General features: G+C 63.7%; 26 protein-coding genes and 1 riboswitch. Of the genes, 15 read left to right on the top strand and 11 right to left on the bottom strand.

Annotated elements, in window-relative coordinates; all coding sequences use genetic code 11:
* Positions 1 to 64: 64 nt before the first annotated feature.
* Positions 65 to 245: riboswitch (cobalamin riboswitch) on the bottom strand.
* Positions 246 to 272: 27 nt separating this feature from the next.
* The 4 genes from ACO08C_RS05730 to motA form a co-directional block, all read right to left on the bottom strand.
* Positions 273 to 1,091 (bottom strand): WecB/TagA/CpsF family glycosyltransferase, encoded by an 819-nt coding sequence (locus ACO08C_RS05730; protein ID WP_421788276.1) that lies wholly within the window; start codon positions 1,089 to 1,091, stop codon positions 273 to 275.
* A gap of 111 nt (positions 1,092 to 1,202) precedes the next feature.
* A complete protein-coding gene (gene mnmD, locus ACO08C_RS05735; protein ID WP_421788277.1) occupies positions 1,203 to 2,972 on the bottom strand; it encodes a tRNA (5-methylaminomethyl-2-thiouridine)(34)-methyltransferase MnmD in 1,770 nt (589 codons plus the stop codon).
* A 21-nt stretch (positions 2,973 to 2,993) separates the two neighbouring features.
* Complete coding sequence (locus ACO08C_RS05740) at positions 2,994 to 3,194, bottom strand: PLD nuclease N-terminal domain-containing protein (RefSeq protein ID WP_421788278.1); 201 nt, start codon at positions 3,192 to 3,194, stop codon at positions 2,994 to 2,996.
* Between the two features lie 69 nt (positions 3,195 to 3,263).
* Positions 3,264 to 4,136 (bottom strand): flagellar motor stator protein MotA, encoded by an 873-nt coding sequence (motA, locus tag ACO08C_RS05745; protein ID WP_421788280.1) that lies wholly within the window; start codon positions 4,134 to 4,136, stop codon positions 3,264 to 3,266.
* Between the two features lie 231 nt (positions 4,137 to 4,367).
* Here motA and ACO08C_RS05750 point away from each other — a divergent pair, with 231 nt between their 5' ends.
* The gene (locus ACO08C_RS05750) at positions 4,368 to 5,654 is read left to right on the top strand and encodes an MFS transporter (protein ID WP_421788281.1); all 1,287 of its coding nucleotides are present in this window, start codon (positions 4,368 to 4,370) and stop codon (positions 5,652 to 5,654) included.
* Positions 5,655 to 5,663: 9 nt separating this feature from the next.
* Here the strand turns inward: ACO08C_RS05750 and ACO08C_RS05755 are convergent, their stop codons facing one another.
* The 3 genes from ACO08C_RS05755 to ACO08C_RS05765 are packed head-to-tail and all read right to left on the bottom strand — an operon-like array spanning position 5,664 to position 8,400.
* A complete protein-coding gene (locus ACO08C_RS05755) occupies positions 5,664 to 6,875 on the bottom strand; it encodes a lytic murein transglycosylase (protein ID WP_421788283.1) in 1,212 nt (403 codons plus the stop codon).
* A complete protein-coding gene (locus ACO08C_RS05760) occupies positions 6,872 to 7,669 on the bottom strand; it encodes a DUF1194 domain-containing protein (protein ID WP_421788285.1) in 798 nt (265 codons plus the stop codon). The genes ACO08C_RS05755 and ACO08C_RS05760 overlap by 4 nt, the downstream gene beginning before the upstream one ends.
* Positions 7,666 to 8,400 carry a DUF1194 domain-containing protein gene (locus tag ACO08C_RS05765; RefSeq protein WP_421788287.1) on the bottom strand — a complete coding sequence of 245 codons (735 nt, stop codon included), beginning with the start codon at positions 8,398 to 8,400 and terminating at the stop codon, positions 7,666 to 7,668. The genes ACO08C_RS05760 and ACO08C_RS05765 overlap by 4 nt, the downstream gene beginning before the upstream one ends.
* 162 nt (positions 8,401 to 8,562) lie before the next feature.
* Here ACO08C_RS05765 and ykgO point away from each other — a divergent pair, with 162 nt between their 5' ends.
* The 6 genes from ykgO to ACO08C_RS05795 all read left to right on the top strand — a co-directional run bounded on the left by ykgO (position 8,563) and on the right by ACO08C_RS05795 (position 11,593).
* The gene (gene ykgO, locus ACO08C_RS05770) at positions 8,563 to 8,688 is read left to right on the top strand and encodes a type B 50S ribosomal protein L36 (RefSeq protein ID WP_421788289.1); all 126 of its coding nucleotides are present in this window, start codon (positions 8,563 to 8,565) and stop codon (positions 8,686 to 8,688) included.
* 135 nt (positions 8,689 to 8,823) lie between these two features.
* A complete protein-coding gene (locus ACO08C_RS05775) occupies positions 8,824 to 9,372 on the top strand; it encodes a tetratricopeptide repeat protein (RefSeq protein WP_421788291.1) in 549 nt (182 codons plus the stop codon).
* Positions 9,372 to 10,277 (top strand): alpha/beta fold hydrolase, encoded by a 906-nt coding sequence (locus tag ACO08C_RS05780; protein ID WP_421788293.1) that lies wholly within the window; start codon positions 9,372 to 9,374, stop codon positions 10,275 to 10,277. The genes ACO08C_RS05775 and ACO08C_RS05780 overlap by 1 nt, the downstream gene beginning before the upstream one ends.
* 87 nt (positions 10,278 to 10,364) lie before the next feature.
* Positions 10,365 to 10,637, top strand: a complete 273-nt coding sequence (locus ACO08C_RS05785) for a DUF2312 domain-containing protein (RefSeq protein WP_421788294.1) — start codon at positions 10,365 to 10,367, stop codon at positions 10,635 to 10,637.
* A 7-nt stretch (positions 10,638 to 10,644) separates the two neighbouring features.
* Positions 10,645 to 11,088, top strand: coding sequence for a hypothetical protein (locus ACO08C_RS05790; RefSeq protein ID WP_421788296.1), 444 nt, complete (start codon positions 10,645 to 10,647; stop codon positions 11,086 to 11,088).
* Positions 11,075 to 11,593: an ASCH domain-containing protein gene (locus tag ACO08C_RS05795; RefSeq protein ID WP_421788298.1), complete on the top strand. Its 519-nt coding sequence runs from the start codon at positions 11,075 to 11,077 to the stop codon at positions 11,591 to 11,593. The genes ACO08C_RS05790 and ACO08C_RS05795 overlap by 14 nt, the downstream gene beginning before the upstream one ends.
* A 242-nt stretch (positions 11,594 to 11,835) precedes the next feature.
* On the opposite strand, the gene ACO08C_RS05800 is transcribed toward ACO08C_RS05795, so the two are convergent.
* Positions 11,836 to 13,287, bottom strand: a complete 1,452-nt coding sequence (locus ACO08C_RS05800; RefSeq protein ID WP_421788299.1) for a sigma-54-dependent transcriptional regulator — start codon at positions 13,285 to 13,287, stop codon at positions 11,836 to 11,838.
* A 182-nt stretch (positions 13,288 to 13,469) separates the two neighbouring features.
* On the opposite strand from ACO08C_RS05800, the gene ACO08C_RS05805 reads away from it, so the two are divergent.
* The 8 genes from ACO08C_RS05805 (at position 13,470) to ACO08C_RS05840 (ending at position 20,462) form a co-directional block, all read left to right on the top strand.
* On the top strand, positions 13,470 to 14,291 hold the full coding sequence (locus ACO08C_RS05805; RefSeq protein ID WP_421788301.1) for a CPBP family intramembrane glutamic endopeptidase: 822 nt from the start codon (positions 13,470 to 13,472) through the stop codon (positions 14,289 to 14,291).
* Positions 14,292 to 14,350: 59 nt separating this feature from the next.
* A complete protein-coding gene (locus ACO08C_RS05810) occupies positions 14,351 to 15,289 on the top strand; it encodes an alpha/beta fold hydrolase (RefSeq protein ID WP_421788302.1) in 939 nt (312 codons plus the stop codon).
* Positions 15,290 to 15,374: 85 nt separating this feature from the next.
* The gene (locus ACO08C_RS05815; RefSeq protein WP_421788304.1) at positions 15,375 to 15,671 is read left to right on the top strand and encodes an aa3-type cytochrome c oxidase subunit IV; all 297 of its coding nucleotides are present in this window, start codon (positions 15,375 to 15,377) and stop codon (positions 15,669 to 15,671) included.
* Between the two features lie 84 nt (positions 15,672 to 15,755).
* On the top strand, positions 15,756 to 16,877 hold the full coding sequence (locus tag ACO08C_RS05820) for a Re/Si-specific NAD(P)(+) transhydrogenase subunit alpha (protein ID WP_421788305.1): 1,122 nt from the start codon (positions 15,756 to 15,758) through the stop codon (positions 16,875 to 16,877).
* A gap of 13 nt (positions 16,878 to 16,890) precedes the next feature.
* On the top strand, positions 16,891 to 17,229 hold the full coding sequence (locus ACO08C_RS05825) for an NAD(P) transhydrogenase subunit alpha (protein WP_421788307.1): 339 nt from the start codon (positions 16,891 to 16,893) through the stop codon (positions 17,227 to 17,229).
* Positions 17,226 to 17,990 (top strand): hypothetical protein, encoded by a 765-nt coding sequence (locus ACO08C_RS05830; protein ID WP_421788308.1) that lies wholly within the window; start codon positions 17,226 to 17,228, stop codon positions 17,988 to 17,990. Before ACO08C_RS05825 ends, ACO08C_RS05830 begins: the two co-directional genes overlap by 4 nt.
* Positions 17,991 to 18,013: 23 nt before the next feature.
* The gene (locus tag ACO08C_RS05835) at positions 18,014 to 19,414 is read left to right on the top strand and encodes an NAD(P)(+) transhydrogenase (Re/Si-specific) subunit beta (RefSeq protein ID WP_421788310.1); all 1,401 of its coding nucleotides are present in this window, start codon (positions 18,014 to 18,016) and stop codon (positions 19,412 to 19,414) included.
* Positions 19,415 to 19,424: 10 nt separating this feature from the next.
* Positions 19,425 to 20,462: a helix-turn-helix domain-containing protein gene (locus tag ACO08C_RS05840; RefSeq protein ID WP_421788312.1), complete on the top strand. Its 1,038-nt coding sequence runs from the start codon at positions 19,425 to 19,427 to the stop codon at positions 20,460 to 20,462.
* Here the strand turns inward: ACO08C_RS05840 and ACO08C_RS05845 are convergent.
* From ACO08C_RS05845 to ACO08C_RS05855, 3 genes are read right to left on the bottom strand one after another with little or no spacing between them, the layout of a single operon-like run.
* The gene (locus ACO08C_RS05845; RefSeq protein WP_421788314.1) at positions 20,444 to 20,806 is read right to left on the bottom strand and encodes a VOC family protein; all 363 of its coding nucleotides are present in this window, start codon (positions 20,804 to 20,806) and stop codon (positions 20,444 to 20,446) included. The two genes, ACO08C_RS05840 and ACO08C_RS05845, sit on opposite strands and share 19 nt — an antisense overlap.
* Before the next feature lie 10 nt (positions 20,807 to 20,816).
* Positions 20,817 to 21,257: a hypothetical protein gene (locus ACO08C_RS05850; RefSeq protein ID WP_421788316.1), complete on the bottom strand. Its 441-nt coding sequence runs from the start codon at positions 21,255 to 21,257 to the stop codon at positions 20,817 to 20,819.
* Positions 21,258 to 21,259: 2 nt separating this feature from the next.
* Positions 21,260 to 23,020 carry an N-acyl-D-amino-acid deacylase family protein gene (locus tag ACO08C_RS05855; RefSeq protein WP_421788317.1) on the bottom strand — a complete coding sequence of 587 codons (1,761 nt, stop codon included), beginning with the start codon at positions 23,018 to 23,020 and terminating at the stop codon, positions 21,260 to 21,262.
* Positions 23,021 to 23,025: the final 5 nt, after the last annotated feature.

The following is a 23,025-nucleotide window of genomic DNA, read 5'->3' on the forward strand; positions in this document are numbered from 1 at the left end:
CCGGTTTCAAGGGAGTCGCTTCAAACGGAATGTTCCGTGCCAGCTCTGCGTGACCCCGCACAGGTGACGAGCGACGGCACAGGCAGGTCTTCCGGCTCCCGGGTCATCACGCACCCCGCGCCTTCCCGGGTTTCCCCAGTGGCATGTTGCGAGGCCGCTCTCCGGTCACGGCTGCGGGCACAGCGGGAGACTTTCACTCCCTTCCCTATTGATCCCTCGCGGGAACCTGTACGGGAGCCCGTGTATCCCGGCTGTTCTGGAAAGGCCAGACACTAGATACGCGCGAGGCGCTTTTCGAATTCGCGCAACTTGGCGCGGGCCTTGCGCCACTCCCACCACAGGAAAGCGATTTTCGGCCCGTCGACGAGATAGCGCTTCCACATGCGCTTGGGTTCGTGCGTCAAACGATGCAGCCATTCCAGCCGGGCCCGCTGCATCCATTTTGGCGCGCGCTCGGCCTTGCCGCCCAGGAAATCGAGCGAAGCGCCGACGCACAGGCCGATCCCGGTGCAATCCCCCCGGTCCAGGCAGGCTTCGGCGATCATTTCCTGCTGCGGCGAGCCGACACACAGGAAGATGAAGCGCGACGGGTTGTCGGCGACGAATTGCGCGCATTCGGCAATCGCCTCGGGATTGTTGCGCAAGCCCATGGGCGGTTCGTGCCAGCGCACGTCGCGCAGCCCGTATCGGGCCTTCACATTGTCGACGACCTCACGGGTTCCGCCGATGATCGTCACCGGCTCGTGGCGCATCACGACATTGTTGAAGAGCGTCTCGGTCAGATCGGAACCCGGCGTGACATCCACTTCTTCGCCGGAGAGCGAGGCGATCAGTTCCAGCACGCGGCTGTCGCACACGGTCAGCCAGGCCTGCGCATAGAGGGGCGCCAGAACATTGTCGCGCCGCAGCCGGACGAGGTGATCGACATTTGGCGTCACCACGAAGGCGAAGGGCGCCTCCGGGTCGCGATCGGCCAGCCGCAAAACCGTGGTCGGGAAATCGATATTGTCGAAAGCCGAGTTCAGAAACCAGATATGGCGCGGTTTGGCACGGCGTTCGCGCTCGGTCAGGATCGGCGTGTGGATGGTCATCAATACGTGTCCCGTTTCGCGTCAGTCTCGCGTGTACGGGAGGGTTAACTGCAAACACCTTGCCTCATTGGACCAAGCGGTCGGAAACCCGCCGGCATGGTTTACGGCCGGTTACTGCCCGCGCCGCAGCGCACGCCAGCGGAAGCGGGCGGGGTGCAGGGCTTCCCGGCCGGCCTGCTCGAGTGGCGAAGGCTCGCCGCACAGGTCCGAGGCCAGCGCCTCGGCCAGCAGCGGTGCGTGCGCGAAGCCGCGCGAACCGAGCCCGGAAAGCATGACGCCCGGGGCGGGTTGCTCCGCTATTTCCGGCCAGCGTCCGCCGCGGGCGGCATCGCGCCAAATCGTATCGAAGCGGGCATCCGGCAGGGTTCCGGCGGCCGGCAGGCGGTCGGGTGCCGTCGCCCGCACACCTGACCAGCTATCGCCCTCGCCCGACAGGCTGGCCGCGATGTCCGGGCCACGCTGTTCGAGATCGGACCGTAAACGAACGATGGCTGCCGCTTCATTGCCAGGGGCCTCGCCCTTCTCATGGGTCGCCCCGATGAGGACGCGGCCATCGCCGGTTGCCGAGACATAACCGCCCCAGACGATCGGGTGGGGCGGCGGCGCGCCGTCGAACACGGCCAACCGGCCGGCGCTGGCGGAGATGTCGTCCAGCGCGGCCTGAAAGCCTCTGGCATCAATGACAAATGCAGTGCCAGGCACGCGCCCGGCGGACGGGACAACGGGCACATCGCCGGCGAGCGCCGCGACCACGTCGTGCGGTGAAAACCGTCCGGCGCGGTCCATCCAGAGCCCGTCCTCGCGGATCTCATACCCTTCGCCCATGGCATTGGCGATGGCCGTATAGCGGGCGGTCTCGGCGTCATCGGCGAGGAGGCGCAGCGCGCCTTCCGGCACAAACACGCCCAGATTGCTGAAGAGCTGACGTGCATAGTCGAACGCGGCGAGCGTCGCACGGACATGCGGCCGGTCGGCGTTTTCGAGGCGCGGCGTCAGAAGACCCGACGGCGCGCCCGATGCGCCCGCGGCCAGACCGCCCGGATCGAGGATGACCACGTCCCGCCCCCGGCGCCGGAGCGCGTAGGCCAGGCTGGCCCCGGCGATCCCGCCGCCCCGGATCAGGATTCGCCCATCGATTGCCGGCAAGCGCGGAAACGGCGTCGGCGGCGGTGTTTTGGCCGGCGCCCCGAACACCGCCTCCAGCCGCTCGCGCTTGCGTCCGAAGCCCGGCTTTTTCTCGACCGAGAACCCGGCATCCCTTAAGCCGCGTCGAACCGCGCCAGCGACCGTGAAAGTGGCTGCGCGGGCGCCGGGCCGCGACAGGCGGGCGATTTCCGGCCAGATATTGTCCGACCACATCTCGGCATTGCCCGACGGCGCGAAACCGTCGAGGAACCAGGCATCGACGTCCGCTTCGATCTGCGTCAGCGCGGAGGCGACATCGTCCTGAATGAGCGTGAGCGAGACGCGATCGGCCTCGAAGCGCCGCCGGTGCGCGCCTTTTATGGGTTGCGGCCATTGCGCTATGAGCTGATCCGCGAGCGGCGCCAGTTCCGGCCAGGCCGAAAGGGCACGCCTGGCGTCATCGCGGCGCAGCGGGAATTTCTCGACCGAAACGAAATGCAGCCAGCCCGTCTTCGGCCCGGTCTCGCGCCAGAGCTGCCAGGCGGCGAGGAAATTCAGCCCGGTGCCAAATCCCAGCTCGCCGATGGTGAAGCGCTCACGGCCCTGCCAGCCTTGCGGCAGGCCGCAGCCGGACAGGAAGACGAAGCGGGTTTCCGCCAACCCGTCTTCGGCTGAGAAGTAAATATCGCCGAAATCGCGCGCCACCGGACCGGTCTCGCGCCAGTCCAGCGCCGGCGGATCGCAATAGAGCTTCATGGGGCGGCTTATAGCGCGGGATCAGCGCCGGAACAGGCTGCGTTCCTCACGCGGGCCGAAGAACAGCCAGACCAGAAATCCGATGATCGGCGCGAGCAGGATGAAGACGATCCACAAAACGCGCGCCACGCCGCCGGCATTGGAGCGGGCGGTTTGCATGATGGCATAGACGTCGAAGACGAGGACCAGGAGCGCGATCGGTCCGCCCAATTCGAATCCCAAAAGAAAATCTCCCTCATCCGGCGGGATGAGGGAGACTATCAAAGCCTGCCGAGAGCGTCAGCTTTCCATTTATCCAGCATCGGTCTGGATGCTGCCGAGCGCTTCTTCGAGTTCGGTGAAGCTCGGCTGCGACTTGCTCGGGACGCTGCCGCGGCCGATCTCGACCGAGATCTGGGCGGCATTGCCGTGCAGGTGAGCCACCAGCACCGACTGGATAATCAGGTAAAAGGCGTGTTCCTCGTCATAGACCTCTTTCAAGCGAACCGCCATCGGACCGACGAAGCCATAGGCGAGAAACACACCCAGAAAGGTCCCGACCAGCGCCGAGCCGATCTTGCCCCCTAGCACGGTCGGCGGGGAGTCGATCGCGCCCATCGTCTTGATGATCCCCAGCACGGCCGCGACGATACCCAGCGCCGGCAGGGCGTCGGCCAGATTCTGCATGGCGTGGGCCGGGGCGGCGACCTCGTGATGGTGCTTTTCGAGCTGTTTCTCCATCGCGTCCTCGACCTGGTGCGGATCTTCGAGGTTCATGGTCATCATGCGCAGCGTGTCGCAAATGAAGTCGGTCGCGAAATGATCCTTCAGGATGCGCGGATAATTCTGGAAAATCGCCGAGTCCTTCGGATTCTCGATATGCGTTTCCAGTGCAATCACACCCTTGGTCTTCATCGTTTTGGTGAGCTGGAACAGGAGGGCGAGCAGGTCGCTGTAATCCTGCGTCTTCCATTTGGGACCGGTGACGATTTTGGCCATATCGCCGATCGTCTTCATGACGGTCTTGGCGGAGTTGCCAATCAGGAAGGCGCCGACGCCGGCTCCGCCAATCATCATGAATTCGAACGGCGCCGCCTTGGCGATAATGTCAAAATGACCGCCGGCAAGCGCAAACCCGCCAAACACCATCACAAAGACGACGACGAACCCAATGATCTGAAACATTGCTCTACCACCACCCGTTTTGTTTGCCGGCATCCTCTTTTTGCGGGACTGTCCGGTTTCGGGACGCACTATCGCCAATTAAGTTTAATACCCGGTGTAATGGCCGTTAGGACGTGGTTTACGGCTGGCGGCGGGATGACCGCAAAGTTCCCGTCTAACATCATGGCCTTAAGCGGTGTTTGAAGCACTGGGTGACTTTACCCGGCAGCAGGGCAGGCATAAGTCTGCCGCATGCCGCCAATCTACGATCCTTCAAACCCGTCCGGCCCGGCTGAAAGACGGCGCTCCTTCCGCTTGCTGTTCATCTGCCTGGTGGTGACCGGAATCGGCAATTCCATGCTGTTTGCCATCCTGCCGCCGCTGGCGCGCGAGCTGGACGTGGCCGAAGCCTTCGTCGGGGCGATCTACACAATCTCGGCGCTGTTGTTCCTGATCATGAGCCCGATCTGGGGCGCCCTGTCGGACCAGTATGGCCGGCGGCCGCTGATCATGTTCGGCCTGACCTCCTTTGCCGTCTCGACACTGGTGTTCGCGCTGGCCACGGTTGCGGGCCAGATGGGCTGGGCGCCACCACTCATCGCGATTATCGGCATGGCCGCGGCACGGGCGCTGTTCGGCGGGTTCGGCTCTGCCACCAATCCGGCCGCCCAGGCCTATGTCGCGGACCGCACATCCCCGGAGGAACGGACGGAAGCCCTCGCGGGCTTGACGGCGGCTTTCGGGCTGGGCGGGATTGTCGGCCCGGCGCTCGCCGCGGCCTTCGTCGAGCGCATCGGCATCGCGCCTTTCATGGTCGCGGTGGCGATCCTGGTCGGCGGCGCCGCGCTCGCCATCCGTGTGCTGTTGCCGGAAAAAACGCCACCGAAACAGCAGAGCCGGCCGATCAATCCCCTCCGTCAGCTGGCCTTTGCCTTCGACAAACGGGTGGCACCGTTTTTCCTGTTCGGTTGCGGGCTCTGGCTGGTGCAGGCGATCAGCCTGCAGGCGATCGGTTTCTACGTGATGGACAAGATGGACCTGACGCCGCAGGAGGGTCTGCAGCTGGCCGGGGTGGCGCTGACCGCCGGGGCCGGCGCGTTGATCTTTGCCCAGCTGGTGGTGATCCCGGCCATGAAAGCCAGCCCGCGCGCCCTGATGACGACCGGCGCTGTCCTTGCCGCGATCGCCAGTATCGAGATGGTCTTTGCCGCCAATTACGCCTCAATCGTTTTCGGCTACATGCTCGGCTCATTCGCTTTCGGGCTGGCACGATCGGGCTTTACCGGCGGGGCGTCGATTGCGGTGACGCCCGAGGAGCAGGGCCGGGCCGCGGGCTCGACGACAGCCACGGCCGGGCTGGGTTTCCTGATCGCGCCGGTGGCCGGTCTTTGGCTGTACCAGGCGATCGGTCCGGAAGTGCCCTACTTGCTGAACGCCGTGCTCGCGCTTCTGTCGGCGCTTCTGGCCTGGCTGCATCCGCGGATCCGCTCGGTGACGGTCATCGCGCAGCCCCGCCACGAGCCGCGCGGACCGATCTAGGCCTTTATCTTAGTCGGCCGGGGCCGCGGAGATGGCCGACATCACCTGATCGTACATGATGCGCCCCGCATAGCCGTCGACGGGATAGCCATTGTTGCGCTGGAAGCCCATGAGCGCACGGCGCGTATTGGGACCGAACATGCCGTCCGGCGCACCCGGATCATAACCGAGATCCAGGAGGCCCTGCTGCAATGCGAGCGTCTGCGAACGCGTGATCGGCGGATCGTCTTCCGGCCAATCGCCGCGAATGGCGAATTCGCCCGAGAAGCGCTGTGACAGCAGCCAGACGCCGATCCCGTAGGATGTGGAATTGTTGTAGCGCATGAGGGCGCGGAAATTCGCGAAGGTCAGGAAGGCCGGGCCACCCAGGCCGGCCGGCAAAACCAGCCGAGAGGCGTGCATCAGCGTGTCGGCCTGCCAGTCGGTGCCGTCGGCGCGCCGGACGCCGCGCATCGACCATTCCGCCGTCATGCGGGCTGAACCGGGATCCCAGCTGGTCAGATCAAATGTCTCCGGCACCACAACTTCCACCACGACCGGTGCGTCGCGGGACCAGCCGGCTTGGCTCAACAGATTGGCCGAGGACGACAAGGCGTCGCCAATATTGTTCCAGATATCGATCCGGCCATCGCCGTCAAAGTCCGCACCGCGCGCGAGATAGGTTTCGGGAATGAACTGGGTCTGGCCCATCGCCCCGGCCCAGGAGCCGCGCAGCTCGTCGCGATTGGCATAGCCATTGTCGATCATCCGGGCGACGGCGATCAGCTGGGCTTCGGCCCAGCGTTGGCGCCGGCCCTCCCAAGCGAGTGTGGCGAGCGAACGCACAACATCGCGGTCGCCCTGGATCGCGCCATAAGAGCTTTCGAGCCCCCAGATCGCGACGAGAATCTCATAGTCCACGCCAAACCGGTTTTCGATCGAAGCCAGCATGCCGCGGCGGGCGTCAATCTGCTCGGCCCCATTGCTGACCCGGAGGTCGGACGCGGCGATGTCGAGATATTGCCAGAGCGGGCGGACGAATTCCGGCTGGTCGCGGTCGCGCTCGACGACCGTCAGATCCGGTTCCAGCCCGTCAAGCATGGCCGAAACCGTTTCCGGACTGGCACCGCTCGCCGCCAGACGCGGCCGGAAATCGGCCAGCCAGTCTGCGAATCCCTGCTCTTGCGCCTCGGCCAGGGCCGGCCAGAGCGCCACTACCAAAACAATTATGAAGCGTGTCATCCCTTGTCCGTCAGCTCGGCCGGAAACAGCCCGGCAATCTCAATGATAAGCTTTCTGCGCAAAGCTTCCACGAAATCTTCGTGGGTCCGGCTGGGCATGACAAAGGATCGTGGCCCCACGATGACATGTTCCTCGAAATACCGGCTGACATCGATATTCACCGGCGGCCGGAAGGGATGCTGACGCTCGCTCTGCATGGAGATGCCATTCACCGTCACCCGGGCCTGCGAGGCGGATTCACGTGCAGCCGGCAGGCTGGGCCCGGCATTCTGCGGCCCGTCGCCGGACAGATCGATGATCTGGCGGACGCCATGATAGGGGTTGGATTCAATCAATGAAACGGCGTTGCCGATCGCCGCCCCAATGGCCGTCCGGCGGCCGGACACGAAATCGGCCTGAGCCAGCACCGCGGCGAAGGCGAGCGCGTCTGCCTCGGTCTCGATGATCGTCCACGGCGCCACGATGCGTTGGAAATCCGCATCCGCCCATTCCAGATACATGACCGCGATCCGTCCGTGGGCGCCGGCCCGGATCGACGAAATGACATCGGGATCGGCCAGGGCCTCGACATGGCCGCGGCGCTGCTGCAGCGCTTCCATCTCGTCAATCGAGGCCGACACATCGACGGCGAACACCAGTTCGAGATCGACAATCAGCTGGCCGCCCTCAGTGAACTGGCGCTCGCGGAGATCCTGAAAGCTGCCGGAAAAATCGGCCGGATCGGCAAAGCCCTGCGCATGGGCCGACCCACAGGCCGCAAGGCCCAGGCTGGCGATCGCGACGAATCGGATCACGGCGCGGGCCGCGCAAGTTCGATGACGGACGGCGCGGCACCGGCGATTTCCAGCGTCATTTTGCGCAGTATTGCGGTCCGGAATTCCTCCGCGGTGCGAGCCGGCAGCACAAACGCCCCCGGGCCGGTGACGACGCTCTCGCTAAAATAGGCGTCGAGATTGACCTCGACGGGCCGCACCCAGCGCCCCGGACGATCGGTGATGACCGGCAACCCGTTGATGATGATGCGTGCTTCGTCCGCCATGGCGCGAGCTTCGTTCAGATCCATTCCCTGGTTCTGCGGGCCGTCACCGGAAATATCGATCAACCGGCGATAGCCCTGATATTCATTGGTCTCGATACGGCGGACCGAATCGGCAATCGCCGCGCCAATGGCCGTGTAATGCCCCCGTTCCAGCGGGGCAGCGGCAACCCGGGCCGCAAACTCCAGCGCATCGGCTTCGGACGCAATCACGGTCCAGTCTGCCGCCGCGCGTTGAAAGCGGGCGTCGGCCCATTCAACATAGGTCACCGCGATGCGGCCGAGCGGTCCGCCCTCGATGGCGGAAATGACGTCTGGGTGGGCGAGGGCAGCGACATAACCCTCGCGCTGGCGGCGCGCCTCGTCCTCGTCCACGGAATACGAGATATCGACGGCCAGAACGAGTTCGAGATCGACCTCGATCAGGTCCTGAGCCGAGCCAGCGGAAGCGGTCAAACCGCCGAAGAAAAGAGACAGGATCCAGCGCATGGCGCGGGAAGCTAGGCAAGCCCGCAAGCCAGGGCAACTAACGGTGTCGTAAGGAGATGATTTTTGCGCCCCGCGCCAGTTGACATTGGCCATTCGCCCCCGTAGATACCGCGCCTCTCTGGCGGCTGCCGGAAAAGACACGACAACCATAGGGCCGGTCCGATGAAAGTTCGCAGCTCGATCAAATCGCTGAAAAACCGCCACGCTGCTTGTCAGGTGGTGCGTCGCCGTGGCCGGGTCTTCGTGATCAACAAGAAGGATCCGCGTTACAAGGCGCGCGCCGGCTAGGCTCGTTGCGTTTTGTTATGCGCCAACGCCCCGGTCTTGCCGGGGCGTTTTTGATTCCAGCCCCCGCGTTAAACTTCGGTCACGCCTGCTCGGCTGCGCTGGACGGGCCGCAAAAGCGGCGTATCTTCGCGCGTCATGAAAGCGCTTCTTCTTGCCCTCGCCCTGCAGGTCACCGTGCCGGTGACCGGTCCGGAATTCCAGACGCCGGAAGAAAGGCTGGAGGAGCGCCTTGATGCGCTGCAAACGGCGACGCCGGATGCGGCGCCACCGCTGGTCGACGAGATTCTCGCCCTATGGGCGACATCGGGCAGCGACACGATCGATCTGCTAATGGATCGCGGCGAAACAGCGATGGCGGCCGAGAATCCCGACATCGCCGCGCGCATGTTCAATCATGTCACCCAGCTGCAGCCGGACTATGCCGAGGGCTGGCTGCGGTCGGCGCAGGTTGCCTTCGCCCAGCAGGACTGGAGTTATGCGCTGGAAGCGTTGAATGAGACGCTGGCGCTCGAGCCGCGCCGCTTCGATGCGTATTTCCTGCTGGGATCGACGCTGGAACGCGCCGACCAGCCGCAAGCGGCGCTGGAAGCCTATCAAGAAGCGCTGGCGATCTATCCGACTTATGAGCTCGCCGGGCGCGCCGCGGCGCGGATCCGGGCCGAGCTTCGCGGGCGCTCGCTGTAATGCGCGCGATCGCCGTCCTGGCGCTGCTGATCCTGTTCCCAATCGCATTAAGAGCCGACGACATGCCTCCTGCAGGACACTTTATCGAGATTGACGGAGCCGAGATCCGCTATGTCATCGAAGGAGAGGGTCCGGACGTGGTGCTGTTGCACGGCGCGTCGTCCAATGCCGAGGACATGCGGCTGGCGCTCGGCGGTCATCTCGACGGTTATCGTGCCGTCTATGTGGACCGGCCGGGCCTCGGCTGGAGCGAACGGCCGGACGGCGCGTGGACGCCGGAACGCGAGGCCGCGCTGCTTGCGGAGCTGATGACGTCGCTCGACCTGTCCGCCCCGGTCGTCGTCGGGCATTCCTGGGGAGGGGCGATCTCCATGCGGTTGGCGATCGATCATCCCGACGCGCTGTCCGGCCTCGTGCTGATCGGCGCGCCGCTCTATTCCGGTGTCGGCGAAGCGGCCTGGTATAATCGGGCTTCGCGCTGGTTTGGCGTCGGCCCGCTGATCACGCGCGTGGTCATTCCGCTGGTGGGACCGTCGCGGATTGGCAGCGGGCTCGAGGAGACCTTCCACCCAGCACCGGTCCCCGCCGGCTATGCCGAGGCCGTGCATGTGGACCGGGTTTTTCACAGCCGGGTCTTCAAAGCCAATGCCGAGGACATGGCACAGGTGAACGATCATCTGGCGCGGCAGGAGCCGCATTACGCCACGGTCGGCCTTCCCGTCATCCTGCTGGGCGGGCGCAGCGATCGCGTGGTGTTTACCGACCGGCATGCCGTTCCGGCGGCGGAAATCCTCCCCGATGCGCAGACGGTGATCCGCGAGGATTGGGGCCACATGCTGCACCACCAGGCGCCGCAAGCCGTACGTGAGGCCATCGGCATACTGCACCCCGTTGGGGACAACTGAGGCCCGCACCGCCCAACCGTCTTGAGCGGGCGCGTCCGACCTCCTAGTTTCGCCGGCGTCTTTCACCGCCAGCCGGAGCCTGCCATCATGGATGATGTGTCCGCCGTTACCGACAATTCCCAATCCATGGGCAATGCCGCCCGCGAACAGCTGAAAGCGTTCGTGGCGCGCATCGAACGGCTGGAAGAGGACAAGAAGCAGGTGATGGACGACATGAAGGAGGTCTATGCCGAGGCCAAGGCCATGGGCTATGACACCAAGATACTCCGCCGCGTCGTGGCGCTGCGCAAGATCGACCGCAATGAGCGGCAGGAAACCGAATCCCTGCTCGAGCTCTACATGGACGCGGTCGAGGGCTAGGCCCGGCTTGCCGCGCGAGGTCGACCCCAAGAAGACCCGCAAGGCGCTGCGCCGCCTGCAACGCGCGCGCAAGAAAATCGAAACCAGCGAGAAGTCCGACACGCTGTCGGATTGGGAGGACGAGTTCCTGGACTCCGTCGCCGGCCGGCTGGAGACCTATGGTTCGGCCTTCAACGATCCCGACAAGGGCCAGCTGGACGAGGCGCTGTCCGGTCTGCAGACGGCCAAGCTGCGCGAAATCGAGAAGAAGGCCGCCGGCAAGACGCGAAAGCCGATGTCACGCGGCAAGGGGTTCAAATCGTCTTTCAAGAAAAAGGGCGCCGGGCCGCGCGTGCGGGATATCAATGAGGATATCGAGGATGAGGCGGCGGAAGAGCCGCCTGAACCGCCCCGCCCCGGCCGGCCGCCGAAGCTTCGCGTGGTGAAGGGCGGCCAGGATGATGACGCCTGAACAGCAGTCCTTCTGGGACCGCTTCTGTGCGGAAACCGGCCATTCCGGCGAGCCTTTCGATGTCGATCAGTTCGGCGATAGCGAAGCATTGGCCGATGAGCTGCTTGAGCTCGTGCTAATCGGACAGAAGCGGGCGACCTGCGCCCTCGCCCGCGGGTATGAGCAGCCCGGCGCGCGGTTTCCGAGGCCGGGCGATCTGTTCCTGATTCTGGATGGACGCGGCGCGCCCGCTTGCGTCATCCGCACAACTTCTGTCGAAGTCAAACCTGTGCGCGACGCCGATGCGCAATTCGCCTGGGATGAGGGAGAGGGCGACCGGTCATTTGAATGGTGGCGGCGCGAGCACCTCGCCTACTGGCAGAGGGAAGCCGAACGCGAGGGCTTCGAATTCACCGAAGACCTGCCCGCTTGTTTCGAGCGGTTCGAATTGGTTTGGGCGCTGGACGGCTCCGCGCGACCGTCCGGCTCGCCAAGGCTGCGGATGGTGAAGGGCGACGAGGAGTAATCTTCCAAGGCTCTTGCCGCATGCCACAGATTTCTCCCCCCGCCTGCGGGGGGAGTATCGCCCACGGGTCCGACCTGAGGTCGGCCCGAGGACAGGCTCCGGGAGGAGGGGGCAATTCCCCCCTCCACCACTTCGTGGTCCCCCTCCCCCGTTCACGGGGGAGGAAAAGCAGATCAGCCCCCGGAGATCTAGCGTGAACCAGGCTCTCCGAGGGCTGCTGGGAGAATGCGGTTGAATACGGATCAAGCCGAGCGGGCCTGATCCACATCCAGATCGTATTCGCGGACTTTCCGGTAGAGCGTCGAGCGGCCGAGGCCGAGCCGGCGGGCGACTTCGGCCATGCGGCCGGCATAGGTCTCGATCGCAAACTCGATAAGGTCGCGCTCGATCGATTCCAGCGGACGCAAATGACCGCCTTCGTCGAGGATCGGCACCGGCGCGCTTTCCGCTGAGACCGCTTCGGCGAGGAACCCGCTGTCTTCCGGCATGGGCGGCGGCGGCAGATCTGCCGGATCTGCCACCAGGCCCGAGATCTGCGGGAAATCTTCCGGCCGCAGATACTCCCCCTCGCACAGGACCACCGCCCGGAAGACGGCATTTTCGAGCTGGCGCACATTGCCCGGCCAGTCGAAGGCGCACAGCATCGCCATCGTGTCCGGCGCGGCATCGAGTACCGAGCGGTTTTCCTGCGCATTGAAGCGCTTGATGAAGTGACGCACCAGGGCCGCAATGTCTTCCTTGCGGGCGCGCAGCGACGGCACCTCGATCGGGAACACATTCAGCCGGTAGAACAAATCCTCGCGGAAACGGCCGGCATCGACCTCCTTGGTCAGTTCGCGATTGGTGGCGGAGATGATCCGGACATCGACCTTGACCGGGGCTTTTGACCCCACCGGATCGACTTCGCCCTCCTGCAGGGCCCGCAACAGCTTGACCTGCATGTCGAGCGGCAACTCGCCGATCTCGTCGAGGAAGAGCGTGCCGCCATCAGCCTCCTGGAACTTGCCCTTATGCTTGCCGGTCGCGCCGGTAAAGGAGCCCTTCTCGTGACCGAACAAGGTGGATTCCACCAGGTTTTCGGGAATTGCGCCGCAATTGACCGCGACGAAGGGCTTGTCGGCGCGTTCCGAGGCGGCACGGATAGCGCCGGCGACCAGCTCCTTGCCGACACCGCTTTCGCCGGTGATCAAGATCGGGATCGAGCTTGCCGCGGCGCGCTGTCCCAACCGCACGACCTGCCGCATAGCCGGCGCGCCGGCGATCATGTCGTCGAATCCGAGAGACCCGTCGGTGCGCGCCTTTTTCAGGCGCTTCACCTCACCGGTCAGCGTCTGCATTTTCAGCGCATTGCGCACCGAGACCGTGATCCGTTCCGGGCTGGCCGGCTTGATGAAGAAGTCGGCCGCGCCGGAGCGCATCGCCGCGACCACAGTTTCGATGCCTCCGTGCGCGGTCAGCACGATGATCGGCGTATCGATCCCCTTGCGCTGAACCGCTTCAAGCACGTCCATGCCGTCCATGCCCGGCATCACCAGATCGAGGAGAGCGACATCGACGCCGCCGCGTACGAGGCGGTCGATCGCCGCTTCGCCGCAATCGGCCGCGTCGGTCTCGAAGCCCTGCTTTTCAAGAACTGCCTGCAACAGGCGGCGTTGCGTCGGATCGTCATCGACGATCAGCACGGTCTTAGCCATCTCACCCAAGCCCTTTCGGCTACCCACATGTTCAATTGCCGGGCCTTTTGGCCTCGCCTGTCCCGGTGTTTTCACCGGTGACGGGGGCAATCCATCCGGGTGCCGTTATGGGACATGGGTAGTAAAATTCACGTGTATGCGCCGGTGACACAGTATTAAGCATAAGCGCCAGTTGACGCCCGATGGCGCGTACTCAACCTGTCGTCATGAGTACGCCGCCGCCGCCCTTCGGATCATCTGCCCCGCAAAAACCGGGATGGCCGTTCAAGCCCATCGATCTGATGAATCGCGTGGTCCCGGAAGGGCGCGCCGCGATCGGCGGCCTGGCGATCTGGTTTTTCATCTGGCCGTTCGTGATCCTGTTGTCCGGCGATATTGCCGGCCTGTTGACGCTCGCCATCGGCGAGGTGAGCGCGGCCCTGGGTGAGGACGATATTTCCGAGCAGTCCTATCTGCGCTCGCTCTATCTGCTGCTGGTGGTTACCGACCTGGCGCTGCTGTGGATTTTCGCCGGTTGGCTGCAACGCCGCGGCCTGACGGCCGCCGTGCTGGATGTCCGGCCCGGCCGGTTCGGGCTGGAGACCGGCTATGCCGGCGTGTTTCTGATTCTGACCGTGGTTTTTGCGGTCGCGGCGACCGACTGGCTGACGACTTATACGCCGCTGCCGGACATGACGAATGAATTGCCGGTGCCGGGCGATGACCCGTCAGCGATCTGGTACATGATCCCGGCCATCGTTTTGCTCGGGCCCTATATCGAAGAGGTGGTCTTCCGCGGCTGGCTGCTGCCGGCGCTGGTCAAGCGGATGGGCGGCTGGGTCCTCCCGATCCTGATTTCGTCGCTCATGTTCGGCGCGCTGCACGTCTTCGTCGGCGTGCCGGTCGTGATCTACACGGCCGTGCTTGGAATCTGTGCCGGGCTGGCACGGCGGGTCACCGGCCGGTTGTGGGCACCGGTGCTGCTTCATGTCGCGAACAATCTGATCGCCACCGTTGAAATGTGACGCGAACGTCAACGGTTCGGCTAATTGACGCACTGCACAATCGGGTCTAGCCGATAAGCATGAGCAAAGCGACGCAAGCCCTGCGCGAGATCCCGCCTCCCCTCAAATCCTTTGGTGGCGCGAAGCCGCCCTATCCCGATTGGCTGAACCGGCTGCTCGCGGTTTCCAGCGAAACGGGCGTGGTCGAGGTCGACGGTGCAGCTATCGCCTGGAAAGCCTGGGGCGATCGCGGCAAGCCGGGCGTGATGCTGGTGCATGGCGGCGTCGCTCACAAGCAATGGTGGGATGCGCTGGCGCCGGCTTTCATCGAGAACCGGCGGGTCGCGGCGATCGATCTGTCCGGCATGGGCGATAGCGGCCATCGCGACGTCTACCGCATGCCGCTTTATGCACAGGAAGTCCGCGCCGTGGCCGAAGCCGCGGGCCTGTTCGAAACCGGCAAGCCTTTCCTGGCCGGCCATTCATTCGGGGGCTTTGTCGCGATGGTGGCGGCGATGGAATTCGGGGACGAACTTGCCGGCGCCATCATTCTGGATTCGCCTGTCCGCCCGCCGGATGAGCAGCGCTCGTCCTCGCCGCCCCAGCGCGGCGGAAAAGTCTATGCGGACATGGCGACGCCGATCGCGCGCTTCCGTCTCCTGCCGCCGCAGCCCTGCGAACAGGTCGCGGTGGTCGATCACATTGCGCGCAACTCTCTGAAAGCTGTGGAGGGCGGCTATTCGTGGAAATTCGACGTCAATCTCTGGGCCAAGCTGGAATATCAGCGCCGGGATCCAGACGTGTTGCGCGATACGGCAAAATGCCCGCTGGCATTCTTCCGGGGGGCGGACACCACGCTGGTCACCGACGAGATCTGGTCCTTTATGGCCAAGACTTTCGGCGCGGATACACCGATGATTTCGATCCCCGAAGCCCAGCATCACCTGATCCTGGACCAGCCGCTGGCGGTGGCATCCGCGCTTGAAACGCTCATGCAATCGGGCTGGGGCCAGCGCTGACACGCCGCATCCATCAAGACTTGGCGGACGTGCGAACGCGTGATAATCCGCACCTCATTCCGGTTGAGACTTTCAGGGGGTAGAAATGGCTGAATACGAACGCGGCAGGATGGATGTTTCCGAGCAGAGCCGCACGTTTTCCAGCTTTATGGGCCTGTCCGTATGGTTCGGCGGTCTGACCGTCCTGTCCGTGCTGTTTCTGTCGCTCACCTTCGCCGCGCATGCCGGTTGGATGGTGTCGCTGATCGTCACCACGATCGTCGGAATTCTGTTGGGCATGGCACTCAAACTCAAGGCGAATTGGTATGCCACCGTCATCGGTTTCGCCCTGATCTGTTTTGTCAGCGCGGTCATCGCCGGACTGGTCGGAAGCCTGCTTTAAGCGGCGCTCGCGATTGTCTCTTTTATTTCGTTCGGGAATCCGACAAGGTGCTCGCAAAATTTGTGAGCTGGTCATCCTGAACGCATGAAAATCGCCATCCTCAAAGAGCGCCGCGATGGGGAAACCCGCGTGGCCGCGACGCCCGGTACCGTTAAAAAACTTGTCGATGCGGGTCACGAAATCCGCGTCGAGAAGGACGCCGGTGCCGATGCCAGCCTGCCTGACGCGGCTTATGCCGAGGCCGGTGCCCAGATGGGTACGTTGGCCGCAACCCTGAAAGGCGTCGACGCGGTCTTTGCCGTGCGAACGCCGGACGACGAGACCCTCGCCAAACTGCCGAGAGACTGCTTGCTGGTCGGTCTGCTCGAGCCGCACGGCAACAAGGACCGCGCTCAGCTCTTCGCAAATGCCGGCATCAATGCCCTCGCGATGGAATTCACGCCGCGCATTACCCGTGCGCAGGCGATGGATGCGTTGTCCTCGCAATCCAATCTCGCGGGGTATCGCGCTGTGATCGAGGCGTCGCAGCTCTATCGTCGCGCCTTCCCGATGATGATGACGGCAGCCGGCACAGTGGCGGCCGCCAAGGTGTTCGTGATGGGGGCCGGCGTGGCCGGCCTGCAGGCGATTGCCACCGCGCGGCGTCTGGGCGCGGTGGTCTCGGCCACCGATGTCCGGCCTGCCGCGAAGGAGCAGGTCGGCTCGCTCGGCGCGAAATTCATCGCCGTCGAAGACGAGGAGTTCAAGGCAGCCGAAACCGCCGGCGGCTATGCCAAGGAAATGTCGAAAGAGTACCAGGCCAAGCAGGCCGAACTCGTCGCCAACCATATCGCCAAGCAGGATGTGGTTGTGACCACCGCGCTGATACCGGGACGCCCGGCCCCGCGGCTGATCACCAAGGCAATGGTGGAATCGATGAAGCCGGGCGCGGTGATCGTCGACATTGCCGCGGCGATGGGCGGCAATTGCGAGCTGACCGAAGCCGACAAGGTGGTCGAGCACAATGGCGTTTCGATCGCCGGTTACACCAATCTGCCGGGCAGGCTCGCCGCGGACGCGTCGTCGCTATACGGGCGCAACCTGGTCAATCTCGCCCCGTTGCTGGCGGGTGAGGACGGTGCACTCGCCCCGCATTGGGACGACGAAATCATCACCGGCATGACGCTGACGCGCGACGGCAAGGTCGTGCACCAGACACTCAAATAGGAAGGGCATAGTCATGGACGCTGTCGATCCGATCACCCTCCGCCTCGCCATTTTCGTGATGGCGATCTTTGTCGGCTATTACGTTGTCTGGTCGGTGACCCCGGCCTTGCACACGCCGCTGATGGCGGTGACCAATGCGATCTCCTCGGTGATCATTGTCGGCGCCCTGCTGGCCGCCGCCGCACCCGCCCTGATCGAGGGCAGCGGCATGGGCTCCGGTTTCGCCAAGGGCGCCGGCGGGCTCGCGGTCATTCTCGCCAGCGTCAATATTTTCGGCGGCTTCCTCGTCACCCAGCGCATGCTGGCCATGTACAAGAAAAAGGAAAAACCGGGCGGCGGAGACAAGTCATGATGCGCAGGGCGCTCGCCCTTGCCGCGCTGACGGCCGGCATGGCGCAGGCACAGGCGCCGGGTATCGGCGAAGGCGTCGTCGCCGAATGCGCCATCGAACAGGCGCGGCTGACGGAATCCGAATTGCGCCTGACCTGCGACCCGGCCGGATTTGACCGGTCGGGACTGAATGACGAAATGATCATCCAGCTCGGCAATGAGACGCGTGACTGGCTGGCGGAGCGGACGCTGCATTTGATGGAGCTTGCCACGCGCGATTCGCGCGGCCGCCCGGTGCTGGACATCAACATCATGTACCAGGGCAGCGGCAGCCCGGGCCGGATCATGGATGTGCGCGCCGTCTATGCCGATGGCGGACGGGTGAGCCCCGTGGCCGGTCTGCGCAATCCGCGCGGCGGGACGGCGGTGCCATCCAGGGTGCGGGGCGGTACGCGGCCGAGCAATCCGACCGGCGGCACGGCGACACCGCAGCAGGGCCAGGGCGGTGTTATTCATTGCCGCATCGAAACCGTCCAGATCACCGAGCAGATCGCGCGCTTCGAATGCGATGAAAGCCGGCTCGACCAGCCGGGTTTCGACCATCGCGCCGAGATCGATCACCAGCAATCCGCGCAGCGCCGCTGGCTGCTCGAGCGGGCGCTCGATCTGATGGCGTCGGCGCCCGAGGAAAACGGCGCGCCCGCCATCGCCTTCAATGTCATGTTCCAGGGATCCGGCCGGGCCGGGCGGATCATGGATGTCCGCGCCCGGTTCGACGACTAGACCCAGAAAGAAGCTGAACGCCCATGTCCGCTGATCTTGCTGCCATTCTTTACCTCGTTTCCGGCGTGTTGTTCATCCTGGCCCTGCGCGGGCTGTCGCACCCCGAGACATCCCGGCAAGGCAATTATTTCGGCATGGCCGGGATGGCGATTGCCATTCTGGTCACGCTCTTGGTGTCCGGCATCGGCTTCGGCGGCCTGGTGGTCATCCTGATCCTGATGGCAGTCGGCGGCAGCGCCGGCGCTGTCATCGCACAGCGTATCCCGATGACGGCGATGCCACAGCTGGTCGCGGCGTTTCACTCGCTGGTCGGCATGTCGGCCGTGCTGGTGGCAGCGGCGGCCTTCTACCGGCCGGATGTCTTCCACATCGGCACATTCGGCGACATCAAGGGGCTAAGCCTGCTGGAGTTATCGCTCGGTTCGGCGATCGGCGCGATTACCTTCTCCGGCTCGGTCATCGCCTTCATGAAGCTTCAGGGCCTGGTGTCCGGGGCGCCGGTCGTGTTCAAGGGCCAGCACTGGATCAATCTCGGCATGGGCGGGTTTATCGCCCTGATGATCGTCTTCCTGATGGCGTCGGGCGGCCAGCTTTCCTTCGCCTTCTGGGCGCTGACGATCGTCGCCTTCGTGCTCGGCGTGACGCTGATCATCCCGATCGGCGGGGCCGACATGCCGGTCGTCGTGTCGATGCTGAACTCCTATTCGGGGTGGGCGGCCGCGGCGCTCGGCTTCACGCTGGAAAACACAGCGCTGCTGGTCACCGGCGCGCTGGTCGGCTCGTCGGGTGCGATCCTGTCCTACATCATGTGCAAGGGCATGAACCGGTCCTTCATCTCGGTCATCCTCGGCGGGTTCGGCGGCGAGACTGCCGGTCCGGCGGGCGACGGTCCGCAAGGCACGGTGAAGCAGGGATCGGCCGACGATGCCGCCTTCATCCTGAAGAACGCCCGCAAGGTGATCATCGTGCCAGGCTATGGCATGGCGGTGGCGCAGGCGCAGCACGCGCTCAAGGAGATGGGCGACATCATGAAGGAAGAGGGCGTGGACGTATCCTACGCCATTCACCCGGTCGCCGGCCGCATGCCCGGCCACATGAATGTGCTGCTCGCCGAAGCCCATGTCCCCTATGACGAGGTGTTCGAGCTCGAAGACATCAATTCGGAGTTCTCCAATGCCGACGTCGCTTTCGTGATCGGCGCCAATGACGTCACCAATCCGGCCGCGGAAGACGATCCGTCCTCGCCGATCTACGGCATGCCGGTATTGCAGGTGTGGAAAGCCGGCACAGTGTTCTTCATCAAGCGCTCGCTCGGCTCGGGATATGCCGGGGTGGAAAACCCGCTCTTCTTCCGCGACAACACGATGATGCTCCTGGGCGATGCCAAGAAGATGACGGAATCGATCGTCAAGGCGATGGATTGACCGTGACGGTATGGACGCGCCCGTCGCCGACCTGCTGATCCGGGGCGCCATTCTCGGCCTGCTCGCGCTTTTCTTCGTGGTGTTTCTGCGGATTGGCCGCGGTTTCGATGCTGCGCGCCGCGCAGCGCTCTTATCCTTCGGTATCGCCTGCTACACGCTGAACGCTTCGCAAACCCTGTTGCCGGTGCTACCGCCTGAATTGCGCTATGGCGTCCTGATCCCAGTCTCGGTGATCAATCCGGTGCTGCTCTGGTGGTTTGCGGGCGCGCTGTTCAAGGACCGGTTTCCGGTCATTGGCTGGCGGCTGATCCCGCCGGCGGTCTTGCTCGTGAATTATGTCGTCTGGGAGCTGGTCATCGGGATCGAACCGTTTGCCCAGCTCCTGGTTCACACCCTGGCCTCTATCGCGGTGTTCGGACTGGTGATCTGGCTGCCGCTTCAGGACCGCGCGTCGGACTTGATCGAGCGGCGCCGGGCAATCCGGTCGGCCTTTGCCGTTATCACCGGCTTGCTTGGCGTGATCATCATTTCCTTCGAGTTTGCCGATGCAGGGACTGGCTGGCCGACCCTTGCGCTGTTTGCCACCACTTTCCTGTTCGGCGCCGCCTTCCTGTCGGTCCGGCTTGACCCGTTAGCGCCTCGCCCGGCTCTTCCTAAGCAGGAAGCGCGGCGGCGCATGGCACCCGAAGATGCGCATTTTCTCGACCGGCTGATCGCGCTCATGGATTCCGGCGTCTATCGCGAGGAAGGCCTCACGGTGGCCCGCCTCGCCGAGAAGGTGGGCGTACCCGAGCACCGGCTCAGGCGGATTATCAATCAGGGCCTCGGTTACCGGAATTTCGCGGCGTTTCTCAATGAGCGGCGGGTGGCCGACGCCAAGACCTGGCTGGCCGATCCGGAAAACGGGCTGACACCAGTTTCCAGTCTTGCCTATGATCTCGGCTACGCCTCGCTTGGACCGTTCAACCGTGCCTTCAAGGAGGTCACGGGCCAAACGCCGACAGAATACCGGCGCAGCCGGCTCGCGGCTCACCAACAGCCCTCATAGACAATGACCTGAATGCCCAGCGGATCGCGCAGATAAAGATAGCGTGCGCCCCAGGGCCGGTCCTTGAGGTCTTCCGGTTCGATGTCGTCCGGCAACGTCTTGATGAAATCGTCAAGCGGCTCGACCTTGTATTGCAGGCTGAGACCCGAGAAATCATGAACGACATCGGTGTCGTAGATTTCGAGCAGCGCTTCGTTATGACCGTCCGCAAAAGCGAGAATGACGCCCTTGTCGCCGTCATGATCCCATTCCTCGACCACGACCATGCCGAAGACATGCTGATACCAGGCCTGCACTTCGACGAGTTTCGGGGTGGATATCTTGGTTTTCTGGGAGAGCTTCATTCTACGCAATTTAGTTCCTGCCCTGAGTGCCGACGGCAATCCAATTCGCACGTTCAGTAGCTCTAGCCGTGATGGTTTCAATTAGCTCTGCTTCCTGAAGTGCAGAAAACACCGTTGGAAAATAATATTGCCCATCGAAAACGGGCATTCTGTCTTCGCTTCTAATGTATCCATCCTGTAAAGCTACGCTAGCTGCACAGTTTCGATTATCGTCCGTTACTACGATCGTTATCTGAATGAATTCATTGGGATATGAGGCAAGATGACCGTCTTCAATTCGGATCATCGACGGAATCCCAGTCCTCCTTTCAATGACTGCCGCGAGCCTGTCATCAAATGATTGATCCAAACAAACACCACTAGATATGACGTCGATTACAAACGCTTCGGGCACTCCGTCGAATTCGGCAAAAGCCCCATAAAATAGCGAACTGACCAAGAACGAAATCATAGTCACCTCCCCGCCCGAACCAACCGGCCCGGCTTCTCGCCGGTGAACGCATCGTCCATCACGACCGGCACACCGCTGACCAGCGTCGCCTTATAGCCACGTGCGCCCTGTAACAATCGCTGACCACCGGCGGGCAGGTCCTTGACCATGTGCGGCGGTTCCAGCTGCAAGCCGCCATAATCGATGATGTTGATGTCGGCCTTCAGACCCTCGCGCAGATAGCCGCGGTCGGTGAGCGACAGGAAATCCGCGATATCGCCGGTCATCATCTGCACCGCGCGCTCGACCGGTATTCTCGGTCCGCGCGTGCGGTCGCGGGTCCAGTGCGAGAGGAGGTAGGTCGGCATGGACGCGTCGCAGATCGTGCCGACATGCGCCCCGCCATCACCAAGGCCCTGAAGGGCTTGGGGGTGAGTCATCATTTTCATGACATTGGCATAATCACCCTCGGTGTAATTGTAGATCGGGAAGTAGATCAGCTCCTTGCCATCACGCTCCAGCAGCGTGTCGTAGAGCTTCTCCATCAGCGGCACGCCTTCCGCCTCCGCTTTCGCGGCCAGCGCGTTTTCCGGCGGCTGTTCGTAATCGGGCGGATCGCCGAGCTGGAACAACTTGGTCGCGACGAAGTCGATATGCTCCATCAATAGATCGGCCAGCGGCGGGATGGACGAGCCGGGACCGGAGAGCTTGTCGGTTTTCTCCGACAGGATCTGCGCCTTGAAGTCCGGCGTCTTCATGATCGCGACGCGTTCCTCGAACGGCTTGTCGGCGATTTTCTTGTAGCTGGGATAGCCCATGAAGAAGTGGAAGGTGCATTGCAGGCCAAGGAAAACGCCGATGCCGCGCGGTGCGGTCTGGACGCGCATATCGACGCCTTCGGCTTTCATCTGTTCCGCTTTCTCAAGGATCCGCACCCATTGGTCAGGCGCGAAATCGCGCTGCATCAGCGACATGGAGAAGGGACGTCCGCCGGCGGCCCTGGCGTAGGCTTCGAGCACTTTCCATTCGGCTTCGAAACGGTCGCCCTCGCGCTCGAGATCGAAATCGGACACCGCCTGAACGACGCCGTGATCCAGGCCGTCGAACGCCTGCGCAATGCCGGCCAACTCCTTGGCCGTTGCCTCCGAGGACGGGGTCCAGTCGCCATCCGCGGTCTTGTGCACGTCGGACCGGCCGGTCGAGAACCCGATCGCGCCAGCCTCCATCGCCTCGCGGACGATCCGGCGCATGGACGCGATATCGTCCGCGCTGGCTTGCTCGTCGGCGATGGCGCGATCGCCCATGACATAAACGCGCAGCGGGTCGTGACCGATATGCACGGCGACATCGATGGTGCGGTTTTGCGCATCCAGCGCGTTCATATAGTCAGGGAAGCTCTCCCAATTCCATTTCAGGCCCTCGGCGAGCGCTGTGCCGGGAATATCCTCGACGCCCTCCATCAGCTTGATGAGGCGCTCATGGTCACTTGCCTTCACCGGGGCGAAGCCGACACCGCAATTGCCCATTACGGTCGTGGTCACGCCGTGACGGGAGGACGGTTCCAGCTGGTCATCCCAGGTGGCCTGGCCGTCATAGTGCGAGTGCAGATCGATAAAGCCCGGCGTGACGAGACAGTCAGTGGCATCGATTTCCCGATCCGCCGCCTCCGGAAAGGCGCCGATTGCCACAATCACACCGTTGCGGATGCCGATATCGGCACGACGCGGCTCATGGCCGGACCCGTCATGGACGAGGCCGCCCTTGATCTTGATATCGTAGGCCATGTCAC

This window comes from Hyphobacterium sp. (genome assembly GCF_965229905.1).
Lineage (GTDB): Bacteria > Pseudomonadota > Alphaproteobacteria > Caulobacterales > Maricaulaceae > Hyphobacterium.

What these genes read in the sequence shown, in the direction of transcription:
- ACO08C_RS05730 (WP_421788276.1), bottom strand. Translation starts at nt 1,091, where the DNA reads ATGACCATCCACACGCCGATCCTGACCGAGCGCGAACGCCGTGCCAAA.
- mnmD (WP_421788277.1), bottom strand. Translation starts at nt 2,972, where the DNA reads ATGAAGCTCTATTGCGATCCGCCGGCGCTGGACTGGCGCGAGACCGGT.
- motA (WP_421788280.1), bottom strand. Translation starts at nt 4,136, where the DNA reads ATGTTTCAGATCATTGGGTTCGTCGTCGTCTTTGTGATGGTGTTTGGC.
- ACO08C_RS05750 (WP_421788281.1), top strand. Translation starts at nt 4,368, where the DNA reads ATGCCGCCAATCTACGATCCTTCAAACCCGTCCGGCCCGGCTGAAAGA.
- ACO08C_RS05755 (WP_421788283.1), bottom strand. Translation starts at nt 6,875, where the DNA reads ATGACACGCTTCATAATTGTTTTGGTAGTGGCGCTCTGGCCGGCCCTG.
- ACO08C_RS05765 (WP_421788287.1), bottom strand. Translation starts at nt 8,400, where the DNA reads ATGCGCTGGATCCTGTCTCTTTTCTTCGGCGGTTTGACCGCTTCCGCT.
- ykgO (WP_421788289.1), top strand. Translation starts at nt 8,563, where the DNA reads ATGAAAGTTCGCAGCTCGATCAAATCGCTGAAAAACCGCCACGCTGCT.
- ACO08C_RS05775 (WP_421788291.1), top strand. Translation starts at nt 8,824, where the DNA reads ATGAAAGCGCTTCTTCTTGCCCTCGCCCTGCAGGTCACCGTGCCGGTG.
- ACO08C_RS05780 (WP_421788293.1), top strand. Translation starts at nt 9,372, where the DNA reads ATGCGCGCGATCGCCGTCCTGGCGCTGCTGATCCTGTTCCCAATCGCA.
- ACO08C_RS05785 (WP_421788294.1), top strand. Translation starts at nt 10,365, where the DNA reads ATGGATGATGTGTCCGCCGTTACCGACAATTCCCAATCCATGGGCAAT.
- ACO08C_RS05795 (WP_421788298.1), top strand. Translation starts at nt 11,075, where the DNA reads ATGATGACGCCTGAACAGCAGTCCTTCTGGGACCGCTTCTGTGCGGAA.
- ACO08C_RS05800 (WP_421788299.1), bottom strand. Translation starts at nt 13,287, where the DNA reads ATGGCTAAGACCGTGCTGATCGTCGATGACGATCCGACGCAACGCCGC.
- ACO08C_RS05805 (WP_421788301.1), top strand. Translation starts at nt 13,470, where the DNA reads ATGGCGCGTACTCAACCTGTCGTCATGAGTACGCCGCCGCCGCCCTTC.
- ACO08C_RS05810 (WP_421788302.1), top strand. Translation starts at nt 14,351, where the DNA reads ATGAGCAAAGCGACGCAAGCCCTGCGCGAGATCCCGCCTCCCCTCAAA.
- ACO08C_RS05815 (WP_421788304.1), top strand. Translation starts at nt 15,375, where the DNA reads ATGGCTGAATACGAACGCGGCAGGATGGATGTTTCCGAGCAGAGCCGC.
- ACO08C_RS05820 (WP_421788305.1), top strand. Translation starts at nt 15,756, where the DNA reads ATGAAAATCGCCATCCTCAAAGAGCGCCGCGATGGGGAAACCCGCGTG.
- ACO08C_RS05825 (WP_421788307.1), top strand. Translation starts at nt 16,891, where the DNA reads ATGGACGCTGTCGATCCGATCACCCTCCGCCTCGCCATTTTCGTGATG.
- ACO08C_RS05830 (WP_421788308.1), top strand. Translation starts at nt 17,226, where the DNA reads ATGATGCGCAGGGCGCTCGCCCTTGCCGCGCTGACGGCCGGCATGGCG.
- ACO08C_RS05835 (WP_421788310.1), top strand. Translation starts at nt 18,014, where the DNA reads ATGTCCGCTGATCTTGCTGCCATTCTTTACCTCGTTTCCGGCGTGTTG.
- ACO08C_RS05840 (WP_421788312.1), top strand. Translation starts at nt 19,425, where the DNA reads ATGGACGCGCCCGTCGCCGACCTGCTGATCCGGGGCGCCATTCTCGGC.
- ACO08C_RS05845 (WP_421788314.1), bottom strand. Translation starts at nt 20,806, where the DNA reads ATGAAGCTCTCCCAGAAAACCAAGATATCCACCCCGAAACTCGTCGAA.
- ACO08C_RS05850 (WP_421788316.1), bottom strand. Translation starts at nt 21,257, where the DNA reads ATGATTTCGTTCTTGGTCAGTTCGCTATTTTATGGGGCTTTTGCCGAA.
- ACO08C_RS05855 (WP_421788317.1), bottom strand. Translation starts at nt 23,020, where the DNA reads ATGGCCTACGATATCAAGATCAAGGGCGGCCTCGTCCATGACGGGTCC.